At 67.0% G+C, this 17,987-nt stretch carries 16 protein-coding genes; 1 reads left to right on the forward strand and 15 read right to left on the reverse strand.

From position 1 onward, the window contains the following. Nucleotides 1-3: 3 nt before the first annotated feature. From J8I82_RS02910 to J8I82_RS02925, 4 genes are read right to left on the reverse strand one after another with little or no spacing between them, the layout of a single operon-like run. Nucleotides 4-1,419, reverse strand: a complete 1,416-nt coding sequence (locus J8I82_RS02910; RefSeq protein WP_209754322.1) for an aldehyde dehydrogenase family protein — start codon at nucleotides 1,417-1,419, stop codon at nucleotides 4-6. After that, a complete protein-coding gene (locus tag J8I82_RS02915; RefSeq protein ID WP_029048019.1) occupies nucleotides 1,416-2,186 on the reverse strand; it encodes an enoyl-CoA hydratase/isomerase family protein in 771 nt (256 codons plus the stop codon). Before J8I82_RS02915 ends, J8I82_RS02910 begins: the two co-directional genes overlap by 4 nt. Nucleotides 2,187-2,189: 3 nt before the next feature. After that, nucleotides 2,190-4,280: an acetate--CoA ligase family protein gene (locus J8I82_RS02920; protein WP_209754323.1), complete on the reverse strand. Its 2,091-nt coding sequence runs from the start codon at nucleotides 4,278-4,280 to the stop codon at nucleotides 2,190-2,192. After that, nucleotides 4,273-5,277 carry a Bug family tripartite tricarboxylate transporter substrate binding protein gene (locus tag J8I82_RS02925; protein WP_209754324.1) on the reverse strand — a complete coding sequence of 335 codons (1,005 nt, stop codon included), beginning with the start codon at nucleotides 5,275-5,277 and terminating at the stop codon, nucleotides 4,273-4,275. Before J8I82_RS02925 ends, J8I82_RS02920 begins: the two co-directional genes overlap by 8 nt. Nucleotides 5,278-5,408: 131 nt before the next feature. Here J8I82_RS02925 and J8I82_RS02930 point away from each other — a divergent pair, with 131 nt between their 5' ends. After that, on the forward strand, nucleotides 5,409-6,317 hold the full coding sequence (locus J8I82_RS02930; RefSeq protein WP_209754325.1) for a LysR family transcriptional regulator: 909 nt from the start codon (nucleotides 5,409-5,411) through the stop codon (nucleotides 6,315-6,317). A 106-nt stretch (nucleotides 6,318-6,423) separates the two neighbouring features. Here J8I82_RS02930 and J8I82_RS02935 read toward each other — a convergent pair whose 3' ends face one another. From J8I82_RS02935 to J8I82_RS02985, 11 genes are all read right to left on the reverse strand, one after another. Then, entirely contained in the window at nucleotides 6,424-7,488 is a 1,065-nt protein-coding gene (locus tag J8I82_RS02935; RefSeq protein WP_209754326.1) for a 2-aminoethylphosphonate aminotransferase, read from the reverse strand. After that, entirely contained in the window at nucleotides 7,488-8,684 is a 1,197-nt protein-coding gene (gene aepY / locus J8I82_RS02940; RefSeq protein WP_209754327.1) for a phosphonopyruvate decarboxylase, read from the reverse strand. The genes J8I82_RS02935 and aepY overlap by 1 nt, the downstream gene beginning before the upstream one ends. Next, the gene (aepX, locus tag J8I82_RS02945; RefSeq protein ID WP_209754328.1) at nucleotides 8,681-10,387 is read right to left on the reverse strand and encodes a phosphoenolpyruvate mutase; all 1,707 of its coding nucleotides are present in this window, start codon (nucleotides 10,385-10,387) and stop codon (nucleotides 8,681-8,683) included. The genes aepY and aepX overlap by 4 nt, the downstream gene beginning before the upstream one ends. Then, nucleotides 10,384-11,160 carry a phosphocholine cytidylyltransferase family protein gene (locus J8I82_RS02950; protein WP_209754329.1) on the reverse strand — a complete coding sequence of 259 codons (777 nt, stop codon included), beginning with the start codon at nucleotides 11,158-11,160 and terminating at the stop codon, nucleotides 10,384-10,386. Before J8I82_RS02950 ends, aepX begins: the two co-directional genes overlap by 4 nt. Nucleotides 11,161-11,189: 29 nt before the next feature. Then, complete coding sequence (locus J8I82_RS02955; RefSeq protein ID WP_209754330.1) at nucleotides 11,190-12,194, reverse strand: flippase-like domain-containing protein; 1,005 nt, start codon at nucleotides 12,192-12,194, stop codon at nucleotides 11,190-11,192. Next, complete coding sequence (locus tag J8I82_RS02960; protein WP_209754331.1) at nucleotides 12,191-13,018, reverse strand: HalD/BesD family halogenase; 828 nt, start codon at nucleotides 13,016-13,018, stop codon at nucleotides 12,191-12,193. The genes J8I82_RS02955 and J8I82_RS02960 overlap by 4 nt, the downstream gene beginning before the upstream one ends. Before the next feature lie 7 nt (nucleotides 13,019-13,025). Beyond that, a complete protein-coding gene (locus J8I82_RS02965; protein WP_209754332.1) occupies nucleotides 13,026-13,694 on the reverse strand; it encodes a CDP-alcohol phosphatidyltransferase family protein in 669 nt (222 codons plus the stop codon). 323 nt (nucleotides 13,695-14,017) lie between these two features. Further along, nucleotides 14,018-14,239 carry a hypothetical protein gene (locus J8I82_RS02970; RefSeq protein ID WP_209754420.1) on the reverse strand — a complete coding sequence of 74 codons (222 nt, stop codon included), beginning with the start codon at nucleotides 14,237-14,239 and terminating at the stop codon, nucleotides 14,018-14,020. Between the two features lie 525 nt (nucleotides 14,240-14,764). Beyond that, nucleotides 14,765-15,076: a putative quinol monooxygenase gene (locus J8I82_RS02975; RefSeq protein WP_209754333.1), complete on the reverse strand. Its 312-nt coding sequence runs from the start codon at nucleotides 15,074-15,076 to the stop codon at nucleotides 14,765-14,767. Nucleotides 15,077-15,106: 30 nt separating this feature from the next. Further along, complete coding sequence (locus tag J8I82_RS02980) at nucleotides 15,107-16,087, reverse strand: NAD(P)H-dependent flavin oxidoreductase (protein WP_209754334.1); 981 nt, start codon at nucleotides 16,085-16,087, stop codon at nucleotides 15,107-15,109. A 43-nt stretch (nucleotides 16,088-16,130) separates the two neighbouring features. Continuing rightward, a complete protein-coding gene (locus J8I82_RS02985; RefSeq protein WP_209754335.1) occupies nucleotides 16,131-17,942 on the reverse strand; it encodes an acyl-CoA dehydrogenase C-terminal domain-containing protein in 1,812 nt (603 codons plus the stop codon). Nucleotides 17,943-17,987 lie beyond the last annotated feature (45 nt).

Raw genomic sequence — 17,987 nt, forward strand, 5'->3', positions numbered from 1 at the left:
TGACTAAGGGAGCTGAACCGATCTCGGCTCCAGGAACTCTTCCAGCCCATGGACGCCGCCTTCGCGCCCGACGCCGGACAGGCCGAAGCCGCCAAACGGTGCGGCGGGATTGAAGCGGGCGCCATTGACGTCCACCTGCCCTGCCCGCAGCGCGTTGGCGATCGCTTCGGCGGCGCTGTCATCGGCAGCCCAGACCGTGGCAGCCAGTCCGTAGCGCGTGCCATTGGCCAGGGCGATCGCCTCGTCGACGCTGTCGTAGCACAGCACCGCCAGCACCGGCCCGAAGACCTCCTCTTGCGCCAGCCGGCTGTCGGGTGCAACGTTGCCGTAGATGGTCGGCGCGACGAAATAGCCGGTCGCTGGTACTGGCGCGTCGGCACCGCCGGCGATCCGGTCGAAGCCCGCCTCTTCCGCTGTGGCGATATGCGCCTGCACGCGCTGGCGCTGCAGCGCCGACAGCAAGGGGCCGACCCGGGTTTCGCCATCGGCGGGATCCCCCAGGGTCATCGCTGCCGCGGCCTCCGCCAGCAGTTGCCGGCAGCGCGGGTAGTCCTCGCGGGCAACGATCAGCCGGGTGGTCGCGCTGCAGGTCTGCCCCGAATTGAGGAAGCAGGAACCGACCGTCGCCCTGACCGCCCTGGCGAGATCGGCACCCGGCAGCACGACGGCCGCCGACTTCCCGCCGAGTTCCATCGACACGCGCTTCATGTCGCCCGCCGCCTGCGCGGCGACCTTCCGGCCCACTGCCGTGGAGCCGGTGAACGACACCATCTGGATATCGGGATGCGAGACCAGCGCCTCGCCGACCGCCGCACCTCCCAGTACGAGGTTAAGGACGCCCGGCGGCAGCTTCGCCTGTTCGCACGCGGCCATCAGCCGTTCCGTGGCGGCAGGCGCCAGTTCGGACGGCTTCAGCACCACCGTGCAGCCGGCCAGCAGCGCGGGCGCCAGCTTGGCCGTGATCTGGTGCAACGGGTAGTTCCACGGCGTGATGGCGGCCACCACGCCGACCGGCACCAGCGTCACCCGGGAATTGCCGATCGTGCGGACGAAATCGAACGTGTCGGCCAGCGCCGCCGTGGCGCGCCAGGCCGCGATCGGCGCATCGACCTGGATACGACGCGACAGCTTCAGCGGCATGCCGACTTCACGCGAGATCTCGTGGGCGAGTTCCGCTGCGCAACCTTCCAGCGCATCGGCAAGCGCATGCAGATACGGCGCCCGCCCGGCTGCGCCCAGGGCCTGCCACGCTGGCTGCGCTCGCACGGCCGCCGCCACGGCGTCGGCCACATCGTCCGCGGTGCCCAGGCTGACCTCGGCCAACGGGGCTTCGGTCGCCGAATCGTGGACGCGGATCGGTTCGCCGCCTCGTATCGGGCGACGTGTGCCGTCTATGTAGTGTTGGGTCAACTGCTTCACTGCGACTCCCTTGTCTTGCGTTGATCGAGGAACGCTGCCATCACGCGCTGCGGCTCGCCGTCGGCATAGCATTCCAGTTGCGCCCGGATGCCGGCGACACAGGCCTCATCGAACCCCGGCTGCGTCATGGCACGAAAGCGCTGCCTGGACAGGCGCACGGCGGTCGGCGGCAGCGCCGCCAGCGACCGCGCCTGTGCCAGCGCCTGCGTCATCAGCTCGGCCTCGCCGCACAGCGCCGTCACCAGGCCGATATCGAAGGCGCGCTGGCCACTGACCAGCTCGCCCGACAGCGACATCTGCACGTTATGGGTGTGCCCAACGTGCAGCGTCATCAGATACGATCCGACGATGCTAGCCAGGCCTGCCTTGACCTCCGGCTGGCCCCAGCGGCTGTCAGCCGTGGTCAGGCGCCAGTCCGCGCACAGCGCCAGCTGGAAACCCGCGCCTGCCGCCACGCCCCGCACGGCGGCCACGCAAGGCTTGTCCAGATCGCGCACGGCCTGGTACATCGCCCGTTGCCGGTTCAGCCAGGGCACGAGCTGCTGCCAGGTCACGGCAGCCGCCTCATCGAGGTCCTGCCCGGCGCAGAACGCCCGCTCGCCGGCACCGGTCAGCACGACGGCGCGTACCGATGGTTCGGTGTTGAGCCGGCCCAGCGCTTCGATCAGCTCGCCGCGCAGCACGTCGTTGACCGCGTTCATGCGGCCCGGACGGTTCAGCGTGACGATGGCGATCTCGTCATCCTGTTCGACACGTATGGCTTCCATGCTTCAGTTTCCCTTGAGTTCCACCACGGCATCGACTGCCACGACACCCGCGCCGGCCGCCATCACCATCAGCGGGTTGATGTCGACCGAAACCAGCGCGGTGCGGTGACGCAACGCCCAGTCTCCGAGCGCAACCGCCGACGACGCCAGCGCCTCCAGGTCGAGCGCCGGGATGTCGCGATAGCCACCGAACAGCGGCGCCAGGCGCAGCCGTGCGCAGGCCGCCTTGACGTCGTCGGCGGTGAACGGGGCCAGCAGGGTCACGACGTCCTTGCGGAGTTCGAGCAGCGTGCCGCCCTCCCCGATCATGACCAGCGGCCCAAACGCGGGATCGACCGAGACGCCCAGCGCAAACTCATGGCGGCCCTTGACCATCGTTGCCACGATCACCCGTGGGGATGCCACGCCCAGCCGCTGCAGCGTATCGAGACAGTCCTGCGTCGCGCGGGCCACGCTCGCCGCATCGGTGAGCCGAAGATGCACGAGGCCATGTTCGCTCTTGTGCGGGACCTCCGCCGCACAGCCCTTGACCACCACCGGCACCCCGCCGAGCGCGTCAAACGCCGTCACCGCCGCATCCACGCTGTCGCATAGCCGGTACGGCACGGTCGGTACGCCGGCTGCGGCAAGCAATGCCAGGCTACGGGCTTCGTCCTGCAATCCACTGCCGTCGAGCTGCCGTGCTTCAGGCCAGGCCGGCGTGGTTGCCGCCTCGGCCAGCCGATGATGCGCGGCGTATTGCGCCAGCGCTGCAATGGCATCCGCTTCGGTGACGAAGGCCGGCACCCCGTGCCGCACGAAGACCTCGCGCACCGACTGTTGCGGCGCGCTCGCCACCAGCGGCCTGGCCTGTTGCGCGCTGAAAGTGGCGGCGTCGCGCGCCAGCGCCTCGACGTCGTAGCCGGGGCCGGCCACCGGAATGCCGACCATCACCATGTCGGCCTGCGGATCGGCGCCCAGCGCCTGTAGCACGCGCGGGAACATGTCGCCCTTGCCCAGCAGCGCCGCGGTCATGTCGAGCGGATTGCTGGCCGTCCCGAACGCGGGCAGGATCGCGCCCAGTTCGCGCAGCGTGGCCGGCTGCAGTTCGGTCAGCGGCAGCTCGTGCCGTTCGGCCAGGTCGGCCGCCATGACGCCCACGGCGCCGCTATGGCTCATCACGACCGTGCGGCCCTGCCCCGGCGTGCAGTGCTGCAGATAGAGGGGCACGGCGCGAACCAGCTCGCCGATATCGCGCGCACGCCAGATGCCGTGACGAGCCAGGAAGGCATCGATCGCCGCATCGTTGCCGACCAGCGCACCGGTATGCGAGGCTGCCGCCCTGGCGCCGCGCTCGCTGTTGCCGGCCTTGATCGCCACGATGCTGGCGCCACGCGCACGGGCCACCGCCGCCGCACGGGCCAGCTGCGCCGGGTCGGACACCGATTCAAGGTAGACCAGGATCAGCCGCACCTCGGGGTCCGCCGCCACGGCCGCGGTCATGGCGCAGGCGTCGAGATCGGCGTCGTTGCCCGTCGCCACCAGGTAGCGCACGCCATGGCCGGCCTGGCGCAGCAAGGCATAGGGCATGACGCTCGCCGCGCCGCTCTGGCTGATGATCGCGATCGGGCCGTCCCGGGGCGCCACCTCCATGAACATGGTCGAGAAATTGAGCACCGCGCCGCTGGCAAAGTTGGCCGTGCCCTGCGCGTTCGGCCCCACCAGCCGCATGCCGCTGTCATTGGCCACCGCCACCAGTTCCTGCTGCCGCCGGCGTCCCGTCTCGCCCGTCTCGGCGAAGCCCGACGCCATGATGACGGCAGCCTTGACGCCGGCGGCGCCGCACTGGCGCACCTGCTCAAGCGTGGCATCGCCGGACACGGCGATCACCACGGCATCCGGCGCCTTGCCGATCGCACCGAGATCGGGATACGCGCGATAGCCCTGGATGACCTCGCGCCCCGGGTTGACCGGAAACACCTCGCCCGTGTAGCCGAAGGTGCGCAGGTAGTGGATCGGCCGTCCGCCCACCTTGTTGGGATTGTCCGAGGCGCCGATCACGGCCACCGAGGCCGGCGAGAACAAGGCGCCGAAGGTTGCGGAGATCTCAGTCAAGGGTCGCTCCCGATGCCTTCACCACCGGCGACCACTTGCCCGCGTCTTGCTGGATCAGCCGGGAGAAGTCGGCCGGCGTCCCCGGCAGCGGCCGTGCACCCAGCGCGGCGAGCTGTTTCTGCACGTCCGCCTGCGCGAGCACGGCCTGCAGTTCGCTGTTCAGGCGGCGGATCACGTCTGGCGTGGTCCCCTTCGGTGCCGACAGGCCGAACCAGATCGTCACGTCGAAGCCCGGCAGGCCGGCCTCGGCAATGGTCGGCACCTTGGGCAGCGCCTCCGAGCGTGTCGCCCCGGTCACGCCGAGCGCCTTGACCTTGCCGGTGCTGATGTACTGCACCTGGCTCGATACCGTGTCGAACATCATCGAGATGCGTCCGCCAAGCAGGTCGGTGAATGCCGCCGCCGAGCCTTTGTACGGCACATGGACGATGTCGACGCCCGCCATTGACCTGAACAGTTCGCCGGACAGGTGGTTGGAGCTGCCGTTGCCGGCCGAGCCGAAGGTCAGCGTGCCCGGCTTCTGCCTTGCCAGCGCCAGCAGCTCCCTGACGTTGCTGACCGGCAGGTTGTTCGGCACCACCAGCACGTTGACCGTGGAGGCCACCGAACCCACGGCATCGAACGACTTGACGGGGTCAACCTTCAGCGAGCGGTAGAGCCATGGGTTGATCGCCATGGTGCCGGTGGTGGCAAAGAACAGCGTATAGCCATCGGGGGCCGCCTGCGCCGCGGCCTCGGTGGCGATGGTGCCGCCGGCGCCGCCGCGGTTGTCTATCACCACGGGCTGTCCTAGCTGCTGCGACAGGTGCTGGCCGATCAGCCGCGCCATCGCGTCAGTGGGCCCGCCGGCCGGAAACGGCACAAGCAGGCGGATCGGTTTGGCGGGATAGCCCGGTGTGGCAGCGGCGGCGCCGCTGAAGGCAGCCGGCGCGGCGGCGACCAGCAAGGCGCATAACGGCCGCCGGAATGCGCGAAGCACAGCGGAAAAGCGCGGCATGTTGTCTCCATATGTTTCGTAAGCCCCCTCTCTCTGCCAGGAGGGATGGACTCAGTGTATGGAGTCCTGGTCTAATGCAAAAGAGTAGAATCGTCGATATCTGATATCGACTTTCTGGATGGAGTGGCAGCGTGAACCTGAAGCAGCTCGAAACCGTGGCACTGGTGGCCGAAGTGGGATCGCTGTCACGCGCGGCACGCTCGCTGGGGATCGCCCAGTCGCTGGTGAGCCGCGCCATTGCCCAGATCGAAGCCGAATGGGGCGACCGGCTGTTCGAACGGACCGGCCGGGGCGTGGTGCTGTCGGAGTTCGGCCAGCGGATCTTCCCGCATGTCCAGTTGCTGCTGGCCCAGTCGGCGCGGCTGCGCGACGAGGTCAAGGACGCGGCGGGCGTGCCGGTCGGCCAGGTAAGGATCGGCGTGCTGCCGTCAATGGCGCCACGCCTGATTCCGGCGCTGTTCGAGGACCTGCGCACCACGGCGCCGGGTGTCCGGCTGCGCGTGGCCGAAGGGTTCAGCGGCCAACTCGATGAGGAACTGGAATCGGGCCATCTGGATCTTGCGGTCATCAATCGCTATGGCCCCGGGCCGCGACAGAATGAAGACGTGCTCGCCCAGGTCGCCACCTACCTGATCTGCCCGCCCGGGCATCCGCTCGCCGGGATGCCGACGGTGGCGTTCCGCAAGCTCGACGGCCTCCCGCTGGTGCTGCCGCCGGCGCCCAATGGCCTGCGATCGATCCTTGACCAGCACGCGCGCCAGCTCGGCATCTCGCTGGACGTGGCACTGGAAGTGGAATCGCTGAATACGATGAAGGAGGTCGCGCTTGCTGGTGGCGCTTTGACAATACTTCCTGTCCTCGCCGTGGATAGCGAGGTTGCCGCCGGACGCTTGTCAGCAGTCGAGATTGTCGAGCCGCGCCTGCCACGGACCATTGCGATGGGCGTCACGCGGCATCATCCGCTGTCCCGGGCGGCGCGGCTCGTTCTTTCCCGGCTTCATGCCCTGGTGCCTGAAGTCGCAGGGAGCGGACAGGGCTAGCTGGCGTCATTCATGGCGGTTATCGGGGCACTGAGCGCCTGTGCCTGGCCCCCCGTAACCTGCCTTCGCGGGCAATGCCTCAATGGCGCGGGTAGCCACGCCGGGATCACGTCATCAATGCCGCAAACCCCTGCAGCAGGCGCTCGATGTCGTGCGCCTGAATATGTCCCATCGTGGAGATCCGGAACAGTTCGTTCGACAGCTGCCCCTGCCCTGCATAGATCACAAAGCCGAGCGCTTTCAAGCCGTCGTGCAACTGCGTGTACGACAAGCTCGCCGGCAAACGGTAGGCGCGCAGGACGACGGAAGACTGGTCCGCCGGCAACGCGCTTGCGATGCCACGCAATGCAAGTCCCGCGCGCACCTGCTCGGCCAGGGCCGCATAGTGCGCGTGCCTGGCGGGCTGGCCGCCGCTGTCGTCAAGCTCGCGCAACGCTTCCACCAGGGCGTAGTAGGCGTGCACGGACGGGGTGAAAGGGGTGTTGCGCTGGTCCTGCAGGCGTGCCAGCCGGCCAAGATCCAGGTAATAGGTCCGGCTTGCGGCCTGGGCCAGCGCGTCACGTCGCGCGATGACGAAGGCGGCCCCGGGCACGCCGTGCAGGCACTTGTTGGCAGTGGCGGCCACGGCGGCAATGCTGCCGCCGAAATCGATCGTCTCGGCGCCGAAGCTGCTGACGGCGTCGACCAGCAAGAGAACGCCTCGCTGGCGACAAACGGCGTCGAGCGCGTGCAGATCGTTCAAGCGCCCAGTCGTCGTTTCATGGTGGATGACCGCCACATGGCCGATGGCCCGGTCCGCGTCCAGCACGGCGGCCAGCCGGCCGGGATCGGGCGCCTGCATCCAGTCATGCCTGATCACCTCATGGTCGATGCGGTATTGACTTGCTATCTGCGTGATGCGCTCGCCGTACACGCCGTTCTCGATCACGAGCAGCTTTCCGCGCTCGGGCACCAGCGCGGCAATCATGCTTTCGACTGCCGCTGTGCCTGACCCGGTCATCAATATCGCGGCCCACTCGGCGGGGTCCAGCCGGTAGACGTCAAGCAGCCGCGCACGCGCCTCGTCCTGCAAATCGAAGAATTCGCTTTCGCGGTGACACAAATCGGGCTGCAGCAGGCTGCGGCGTACGCGCTCGGACAAGGTAACCGGCCCGGGGTTGAGCAATAGCATCAGTTCTCTCCGTGATCAGCGCCGATGTGCCGCGCGAGGCGGGACTTCACTTCCGCGGGGGTGATGGTGGGCCTGGGCAGGCCATCCGGCGTGCCGGCGCGTATCATCAATCGCACGAAACGCGCGCCGGGAGCGGATGCACCCGGCGCGGCGGGCGCAGCCGCCGCAAGACCATCGTCAAGCAGCTCGAGGCGGTCGCCTTCGACCGCCGAGGCATAGCCGCACGCCGCCGCCACGCCGGCGAAAGACACATTGGGCGACACCGTGGCCTGTGCGCCGGTCGAGTCGTGCGCTCCGTTGTCGAGCAGCACGTGCGCGAGGTTCGACGGGCCGTATGCGCCCAGGGTGGCGAAGTTGCCCATGCGCATCAAGGCAGCGCCGTCGCCGTCGATGGCGACCACATGCAGGTCCGGGCGCACCAGCGCGAGGCCGAGCGCAAACGAAGCCACGCAACCCATCGAGCCCACCATATAGAGCTGGTTTGGCCGGTCTTCGAGCGCATACAGTTCGCGGCCGCAGAAGCCGGTCGATGCCAGTACCACCGTGGAAGCAGCCGGCGTATGTGCAATCACGCGCTGCAAGGCATCGCGACGCGAAGGCAGCGCATCCGGCGCCCCTCCCCGCCACTGCGTGCGGACCTCGCATCGCGCGCGCGGCGCGGGTCGAATCTGCGGCTTGAGCGCATAGGGCGCGACACTGCCTTTTTGCATGACCAGCGCGTAAGGGCGTCCGGTCGCGTCCATATGCGCCAGCGCGCGATCGAGCGCCGGGCCGATGGCGGCCGCGTCGGTCGGGAACAGCTCCCAGGGTATCTCCATGGTGTCGAGCATCGCAGGCGTGACCGGACCCATCAGCGCGTGTTGCGGCTCGTCCGCGGTGCCCGGTTGTCCTCGCCACGTCACGATCAGCAATTGTGGCAGGCGAAACGTCCAGGTCAGCGAAGTGAGCGGGCTCACCGCATTGCCGAGACCGGAGTTCTGCATCATCGTGATGCCGCGCCGCCCATCCCTGGCGCCGAGCGTCACGCCCGCGATCAGCGCTACCGCGTCGCCTTCGTTCGCGGACGAGACGTAGTGCAACGATGGAGCCTGCAGCACGTAATTGATAAAGGGGGTGAGATACGAGCACGGCACCCCCGCATACCAGGAGAAGCCGCGCGCCAGCGTCGCCTCGATAAACTGGGCCGCTTCGATCATGGGCGTTTCTCGCTGGAGGGTGCGCCCTGGACGAACGGCAGCGGGGCATGCGCGAACTCGCCCGCGCGCTGGTAGTCCTCCAGGTCGTTCACGCTGCGCCAGTGGCCATGCACATACTTCACCTCGATCTCCTCGCCTGCATCGATCAAGGCGTTGAGCAGGTCCGGCATGTCCAGCGTGTCGAAATCGGCTCGCGCACGCAGGCCGGCAAGTGTGCGCTGCAAGGCCTCACGCCCGGCGCCGCGTGCGCACAGCAGGCCGATCCAGCGTCCGTGCGGCGCCTGCCCGCCGGTGACGGGCACTTCCCGCGCCTTGTTCGAGACATGCCGCAGCAGGACCTTCTGGCCGAACAGGGCGCGATCGTCCAGCGCGGAGCAGTAGGCGAAATCGCGGACGCTCTGATTCGACGGTTGCGTCTGCGACGAGTCGACCACCACGCTGAAGCGGCACTCGCTCTCGAACAGGTCGCGCAGGAAGTAGCTGCGAAAGAGCAGGTCGCCGTAGGCGATCACGGTATCTGTATGCAGGCCTTCGGCCGCGCACGTCAGCGACGCCAGTTCGCCGGTGCTCGCGTGGCGCTCGTTGCGCAGCAGCGTGACGCCCGCGCACCGGATCGCATCGGCATGATAGCCGCCGACCACGGTGATGTCGTGGATGCCCTGCATCTTGAAGGCGTCCACCAGCCAGCGCAGCAGCGGCTTGCCCGCGACCGGCAGCATGACCTTGGGCCGCTCGGCGGTCAGGGCGTCAAGCCCTTCACCGCGGCTCGCCGCCAGCACAACCGCCGCGCCGGGCGCCTCGGAACCAGACAGGTACAGCCGTTCGGCGGCGGAATACTCATCGGCGTCCTGCAGGCGGAAGATCTCGCTTACCGGCGCGATACGGTCCTCGACATGCACCAGCGTCTGGGTGTCGTGGATTTCCTTGGCCACCGCCTGCATCGCGGATGCCGCCGCACGAATCAGGTGGTTGGCCCAGATCACAACGCTGATGCCGGCCCGGCGAAACACCTCGGTGGGCGTGCTGTAGTACCGGGTCGGCACGATCACCAGCGGAGCGCGGCCGGCCCACTCGCGTGCGAACTCGAGGATCTCATCCGGCCGCGACAGCTTGCTGTGGATCAGGATCGCGTCGGCACCGGCCTGCCGATAGGCCTCGGCCCGGCGCAAGGCCTCGTCCATGCCCCAGCCCGCGATCAGTGCTTCCACGCGCGCGACGATCGAGAAATCGGCATCCGTCTGCGTATCCTTGCCCGCCTTGATCTTGCCGCAGAACTCGTCGATCGTGGCCAGTTGCTGGCGTTCGCCGTCGATAAAGCTGTTGGTCTTGGGGAACAGCTTGTCCTCGATGCACAAACCCGCGATGCCGCGCTGTTCGAGCTTCCTGACCAGGCGCCGCACATTGTTGAAGTTGCCATAGCCGGAATCGCCGTCGACCAGGATCGGCAAGCCGCTGGAATCGGCCATGAATTCGAGCGTGTCGACCACCTGTGTCCAGCTTGCCTCGTTGTTGTCGCGCACGCCGAATTGCGCCGAGATCGCCAGGCCGGAGGCCCAGATGGCCTTGAAGCCCGCTTCGCGCACAATGCGGGCCGAGAGCCCGTTGTGGGCCTCCATCATGAATTCAAGTTCGGGGCCCACCAGCAACTGGCGCAGCGTGGCGCTGCGCGAGGCCGCGGACAAGGCCGGATCGCGTGCGTTCATGGCGTGGCTCCAGAGGCGACGCTGGACCGGCGCTGGAGTTCCGGCAACACTTCATCGCGCGCGCGCACGACGTCGCCCGGAAAGTCGATCTCGATCCAGGGCGCACCGGTCACGTCCGCGATGTCGAAGGCATGACCGCCCTCCAGCAGCAGGTCGCGCACGGCTTCCTCGTGCGGCATCTTCTCCTGGTTGCGCTCGACATACCCCGCGACGATCTGCGCCAGTCGGCGCGCGGCCTGCTCGCCAAAGCGGAAAAAGCCGACCGACTCGCCGATCGTGTCATATTCCAGGCCCACCGCGACCTGCTTGCGCAGCTCGACTGGAAGGCCGTCCCGCAGGCAAAGCTTGACTGGCTCGTCGCCGATTTCGAAGTCGCGGTCGATCAGCAGGCGGTTGACGCTGTCGCCGGCGACCAGCGCGGCGAGAATGCGCTCGTCGTAGAGCACGTCGGCGTCCATCAGCAGCACGTCGCCGCCGCGCGTGAGCGCGTCGGCGACGGTGTGCACGGTCAGGACGCTGCCGAGCTCGTAGCGCTGATTCAGAACGATTTCAGGATGGGGCGAATGTCCGAGCCGGTCGAGTTCGGTCTTGACCAGTTCAGGCTGGAAGCCAAGCGCAAGCACGATCTCCGTGACGCCCGCCGCGTCCAGCATGCGTAGATGCCGTTCCAGCAGGGTCATGCCATCGAAGCGCAACAGACATTTCGGGAATTGTTCTCCGGGCGGTTGCTGCAAACGCAGGCCAAGGCCCGCGGCAAGAATAATCGCTCGCATACTTTTCTCTGCTCCCTTGCAATTTGCCATCAATCGGTAGTCGGCACACCCCCCATGCTTCGCCGCCGGTGGTTTCGTTCACTCCAGTACAAATACAGAAGCCCGGGCGCGCCAAGCGCGATTTCCCGGGCGCGCTTCATCAGCGACAGCGCCAGCGCCGCATCGGCAGGCAGGCCCACCAATGGCGCGAGCAACAGGTAGCCAGCCTCCTGGGCACCCAGCGAGCCGGGAATCGCAAACGCGGCGCCGCGGATCGCCTGCCCGGCGCTCTCCAGCAGCAAGGCGTCGAGCCAGCTGACAGGATGGCCGAGAAACCGCAGGGCCAGCCACACCTCGCCGGTGCCGACCAGCCAGCCCGCCAGGCTAAGCGCGAAGGTCGCGGCGATCTTGCCTGGCGCGCGATAGGTCTGCCGCACCGCGGCGTCCACGGCATCGGCACGCGAAGTCAGCGCAGACCAATCGCGCTTTCCCGACAATTTCGACAGCAAGCGCAGCACTCGCCCAAACAGGCCGCGCCGCTGCGCCACATAGAACCCGACCATGCACAGCGCCAATAGCGCGGTGACGGCAATCACCGGAAACTGCAAATCCTCGCGCGCTCCGCGCGCCGTGGACGCGCCGAACAGCACGAGTCCGAACACCGCGAACACGATCTGCGCCATCGCTTGCATGGTCGTGCTGACGGTGATGGCCGCGGCAGCATCGCGCATGCGCGCACCGAGTTGCGCGAGATGGCGCACCATCAGCACCGGTCCACCCAGCTGTCCGGCGGGCAGCAGGCTGTTCACGGACTCGCCCACCCAGCGTGCAAGCAGTGCGGCGCGCAGGGTGCGATGTCCGGCGTGGCGATCGAACAGTACGAAAATGGCACCTGCATCCAGCGCCAGCGGCAGCAGGTGAAACGCCACCACCAGCAGGCTCAGCCACCCGGCGGACAGCAGCGTCGACGCGACCGAGCCGAATCCGGTGAAGGCAAGCAGGACGACAAACAGCGCCGCACCGGCTGTCAGCGAAAACATCGCCGCACGCGTCATGCCCGGGGCTGCTGGCCCCTGGCCAGCCGTTTGAATACTTGCCGGAAGCCGAAATAAGCGAGCGCGTCCTTCATATTGGAGACGAAACGCAGCCACGGCCGCATGCCCTGGTCGGTGACGTATTCGAAGGTCAGCGACACCCGCATCTGGTTCGCCCCGAGTGGCGTGATGCGGTGGCGCAGCTTGTCGCCATCGAAGAACACGAGGCCGCCTGGGGGGATCTGTACCGACCCCGCTTGCACGGGCACACCGGCCTCGCGCGTGTGCAATTCGTACTCGAGACGGCACGACGATTCGTCAATCACGCCGAACAGCAAGGTATAGCGCCTGCCGTTGTAGTAAGAGGTGTCGTAATGCCAGCCGATATGATCGCCCTCGCGCGTGTAGTAATAGAGCGCGTAGGCATGCGGATCCTGCTCGGGCGAAGGCAGCAGCCGCTCGCCGCAGATCTGTTCGAGCCAGCCGATCAGGGCCTTGGACCGATAGAGTTGCGCGATAAACGGCGCGTGCTGGTCGATCACATGGCGGCTGACGCTGCCGCCCTGCTTGTGGCCCGGAAGATAATTGCGATTGATCCGGTCTTTCAAGGCCTGGGCGCTGGCAACCAGTCCCTCCGTGACTTCCGCCGGCAAAAATTCGCCCACATGCAAGAACGCACCCTGGCGCTCGAATTCCGCGCGCAGCGCGCTGTGCCCGAGTGTGCCAACACGTGCGCCCACATCTGCATCGGGATCGGCGCGCGCGGCTGCAGGGTCGGCGAAAGGCTGCTGCCGCTCGCCAGCCAGGGCGAGAAGATCCCGGTCCGCTTCGGCTTGTTCGCTCATCGGCGCCTCATGGTCTGGTAGCCGCTGTCACGGGCCGAGCGCGCCGCACGGCGCGCCAGTAGTCGATGACCACCCATGCCGCGAACAAGGGCGCGCCGATCGAGGCCGCCGTCAGGAATGGGCCGATGGCACTGCTCAGGGTCACAAGGGGCAGGAGGTAGAGCACATCCTCCGTCTCGAAGCCACCGACCGAGGCCTGTTTCGTGGCGTTCTTGCCAGCGAGCGCCTCGATGCGCATGCGCAAGAAGAAAATCAGCGCCACGGCCCCGCCCGCGACGCTGCCGCGCACGACCGCTGACACCGCAGTGTCCTGAAACTGTCCCGAGACGCCGATCCCCATGCTGACGAAGAGCAGGATAGTGACTCCCGCGTCGCTGAACAGATCGTAAAAATGGCCCAACTTGCTGGATTTCCCGCTGATTCTCGCGAGTTCCCCGTCAGCATGGTCGATAAAATTGGAAAGCACGACCAGCAGCGCACCGCCATTCGCCCAGGCGAAGCCGCCTTGCGCCAGGCACGCCGCGCCGGCCACACCGGTCAAAAGCCGGATTGTGGTCAGATGATTGGGCGTAACCCGGGAATCCTTGAGCGGCTCGACAAGCCGTCGCGCCAGACGCGCGTCCCACGTGCGGGGAGATGGCGGCGGCGCATGCGAGTCCGTTGGATTGCTGCTCATCTTGCAAATACCCCGCGGCAGGGAATGCGGCGTGGCTGCATGGCCAGTTCGCTGGTTTTGCTTGGCAGTATTTCGATCTGAAGGATCAAGGTCGATTGCGCGCCGGATTCCTCGCTGCAGTCGCGCTCGGACACTGCGATCGCAAGCCCCGAGCCAGGTGCCGTCCCTTGCATGCACAAGGCAAGTGCACTCCGGCCTTCATTGGGGTAAATAATAGACGTGATTCCGACAGACTGCCGGGGCCGCGGCCGTCTCACCCTCGCGCCCAGATCCCCGGCCACTACAAAGTGCGCAAGATCGAGCGGGGCCGGCGCGATCAGCAATCAACTCGACGGCGTGCTGAAGGTGGCTGTCACGCCCGGACGGCCACAGCGTTGGGTTCTCATCGTTACCGTTGCTACGTTCGGGTTATCCGGATTGCTGGCCACGGCAGGCGCGCCCTGCTCTTCCGCCTGTGCTTCCCAGGGGTGGCGGCCGGGATACCGACCAGCGCTGGCCGGCGCGCCGGTGGCCGCTTCGTTGGCCACCCGCCAGATGGTCTGCACCGGCCCGGCGGCAATCTCCTTCAGCGCTTCCGCGCAAGTCGGGATGGTAAATGGTGGCGCGCGTGCGCTCGCAGTTCCTGTCAAAACGCCGCAACGCGGCGTCGTCTGGGCTGCGGCGAAAATCGAGAGGAAACGTGAATATAAATATTACTACGTAATACGTTATATTTCTAACTAAGCTGATATTTCTTTAGACATAACTATGCTTATGTCCAGAGATTTGCTGGCCTGACCAAAGGCCGCCTGAAGCGCACCGGGCGCGATGCACGCTGGCTGCCGCGCACGGTGGTCTATGTCAGCCTCGGTGCAGTGCGTGGCCACGCGCAAGTGGTGGCGTGGGCGCTCAGCATCGCTTGCGCCATGTGCTCGGCCGTGGCAAGCGCCGCCGCGGGCCTTGGCGGCAAAAAAAGAACCCGCGGATTGCCCGCGGGATAAATCCCGGTGCCCCAAGGGAGCCCGGGAGAGACGACGCATTGCTGTCACGCTGACTTGGGACTGTGGCCCAGGGCAGAGGTGGCAAGTAGGCTACTTGTCCGGCGCCACGCCGGCAGCGGATGTCACTGCCGCGAGCCTGAACACAATCGGCGCCCCGTCCATCAGCGCTCCCATCAGGCGCCCGATCCGGCGGTAGTGATCGGATTTGACGTGGGCCTGTGCTGCCGCCTCGTCCGCATATCGCTCGATGAAGACGTATTCACGCGCTTCGTCCGAGCGCCACAGGTCATAAGACAAGCAGCCTTGTTCACCGCGCGACTGGGTCACGAGTCCATCCGCCAATGCCTCGAACTCAGCCTCCCGGCCTTCCTTGATCCTGATCTTCGCAACAATTCCACGCATTGCTGTTTTCTCCTCTCGTATCCGCTGTGTTCAGGCGCGCGCCAGCATCCCCTGAAGCCGCTGCGCAACGATTTCTTCCGCCTGGCGCATGATCCGCTCAACCAATTCCCCGACCCCGGGAATGTCATGGATCAGTCCGGCGACCAGGCCGCACGACCAGGCTCCCGCGTCCAGGTCGCCGTCTTTCATGACGCGTGGATAGACACCGCCCACCTCTTCGGCGATGTCCGAGAAGGCGATGTCGGGGCCAAGGCGGCGTTCCTTCTCCAGCAGTCGCTCGACCCCGGCGTTGTTCAGCACACGCTCGGTATTGCGCAGCGGGCGCATCACGAGCCGTGTATCGAGCTCGGTCGCCGCGACGATTGCCTGTTTCACCTTCTGGTGTACCGGGGCTTCCTGTGTCGCCACGAAACGCGTTCCCATGTTGATGCCGCTGGCGCCCATCGCCAGCGCTGCCACCAGCGAGCGGCCGTCGGCCATGCCGCCCGAGGCGACGAACGGCACCCGCAGTTCGTCAGCGGCGCGGGGCAGCAGGATAAAGTTGGGCACGTCGTCCTCGCCTGGGTGGCCGCCGCATTCGAACCCATCCACGCTGACCGCGTCGCACCCGATGCTCTCGGCCTTCAGTGCATGCCTGACCGAGGTGCATTTGTGGATGACCTTGATCCCGGCTTCGTGCAGCATCGGCAGCCACTTCTGCGGATTGTTTCCGGCGGTCTCGACAATCCTGACGCCGCCCTCGATGATCGCCCGCACGTAGCCGGGATAATCGGGTGGGTTGCGCGCGGGAAGGAAGGTCAGGTTGACGCCGAAAGGCTTGTCGGTCAGTTCCCGGCAGCGACGGATTTCGCGCGCCAGGGACTGCGGGTCTGGCTGCGTCAGCGCCGTGAGGATGCCCAGGCCGCCTGCATTGGATACCGCGGCGGCCAGCTCCGCGAAGCCGACGTAGTGCATGCCGCCCTGGATAATCGGATGCTCGATGCCAAATAGCTCCGTGATCTGTGTCTTCATCGTCCAATCTCCTTGGAATGAATGGGGTAAATTGGAATGCCGCTCAGAACCTTTCGGACGGGATCGCCATCAGGCAGGCCGCGCCGGTTTCGACGCGCTGCCGCAGCGCCGACACCAGCGGCAGCTCCCGCGCGAACCAGTAGCGCGCGAGATCGAGCTTGCGCTCAAGGAACGCCCTGTCCTGCGCTGCAGGAAGCAGGTCCAGCGCGACCACTGACATCCGCAGACACATCCATGCGCAGGCGACAATGCCCATCATGGCCAGGAAGTCGCTGGACGACGCGCCGGCGTCGTACGGGTCGCGGGCCGGATCGGCAAACCACTGGCCGCAGGCCCGGATCTGCTGCGACGCCTGCCGCAGTGCGTCAGCCTGTTCGCGCAGCGGTTCCCACTGCCGCGCCTCCGAGGCCGTGGCTTCGATCAGGTCGAGGAAACCTGCCAGGGCGTGGCCACCGGCGGCGGGCAGCTTGCGCAGCACCAGGTCCAGCGCCTGCACGCCGTTAGCCCCTTCGTAGAGCTGGAAGATGCGGCAGTCGCGCACGAGCTGTTCGACGCCGTTGTCGCGGATGTAGCCATGCCCGCCCATCAGCTGCATGGCGTCATTGGCCGACTCGAAGGAGCGGTCGCTGAAGAACGCCTTGACCACCGGGGTCAGCAGGCTGCCGATCGCGCTGCGTTCGCCATGCAGCGCGTCGTCCGGCTCGTCGAGCAGCGTTCTGACCTGCAATGCCAGGGCGCGGGCCGCTTCCAGGAAGGACGCCTGCTTCAGCAGCAGCCGGCGCACGTCCGGGTGGCCCACGATGGGATCCGCGGCGCCGCCGGTACGATCCTCAGCCTTCGCCGCACGGCCGGCCAGCCGGTCACGGGCGTAGACAGCCGCATGCCCATAGGCGCGTGTCGCCGACGACAGGGCCTGCAGTCCGGTGCCGAGGCGCGCGGAGTTCATCATGTCGAACATACCGCTCATGCCGGCGGACGACTTGCGCTGCGAGCCGGCCGGCTGGCTCGACTCGCGCAGCGGATACGCCAGCGCGTGCTCGAACGACATCGTGCAGGTGGCGCTGCCCTTCAGGCCCATCTTGTGCTCGATGCCGGCCACCACCACGCCGTTGCGGTCCCCCAGGGTGCCGGTGTCGGGATCCACCACGCGCTTTGGCACCAGGAACAACCGGACCGTCGACAGGTCGTCGCGGAGGCGGCCGCTCTCGTCGGGCACCTTCGCCAGCACCAGGTGGATGACATTCTCGGTCAGGTCCTGGTCGCCGCCCGAGATAAAGATCTTGGTGCCGCTCAGCCGCCAGCTGCCGTCAGGCTGCGGCATTGCGCGGGTTGTCATCAGCCGCAGGTCGGTGCCGCAATGCGGCTCGGTCAGGCACATGGTGCCGGCCCAGCGCCCGTCCACCATCGGCGGCACGATTTGCTTCAGCATCCATGGCTCGCCGGTGCGGCGGACAGTGGCGTGCGCGCCGGCGGTCAGCCCTGCATAAAGACCGAGAGAATTGCAGGCCGATGCGGAGAACTCGCGCACGGCCTGCCCGATTGCCTCCGGCAGCCCGGCGCCGCCAGATGCCTCGGGAGCCGACACCCGGTTCCATCCGGCTTCGCACAGCGCGTCGTAGCCCGCCCGATACCCGGCTGGCGTGCGCACCGCGCCGTCTTCGAAATGGCAGCCTTCTTCGTCAGCCGGCCCGTCCAGCGGCGCCCAGACTTCCTCGAAGAACCTGGCGGCCTGGTCGAGCACCTGGCGCGTATCGTTGCGCGTCAGGTCGCCCAGCATGTGCGGGGCGACGGGTGCGATCACATCGTGCAGCAGGAAGACATAGTCGTCGACGGGAGCCCTGTATTGCGTAGACATAGCAGTTCCTTGTTGGTGAATGCGTTGCATGGCGCGAACCTGCGT

Source organism: Cupriavidus consociatus (assembly GCF_017814975.1).
Taxonomy (GTDB): Bacteria; Pseudomonadota; Gammaproteobacteria; order Burkholderiales; family Burkholderiaceae; genus Cupriavidus; species Cupriavidus consociatus.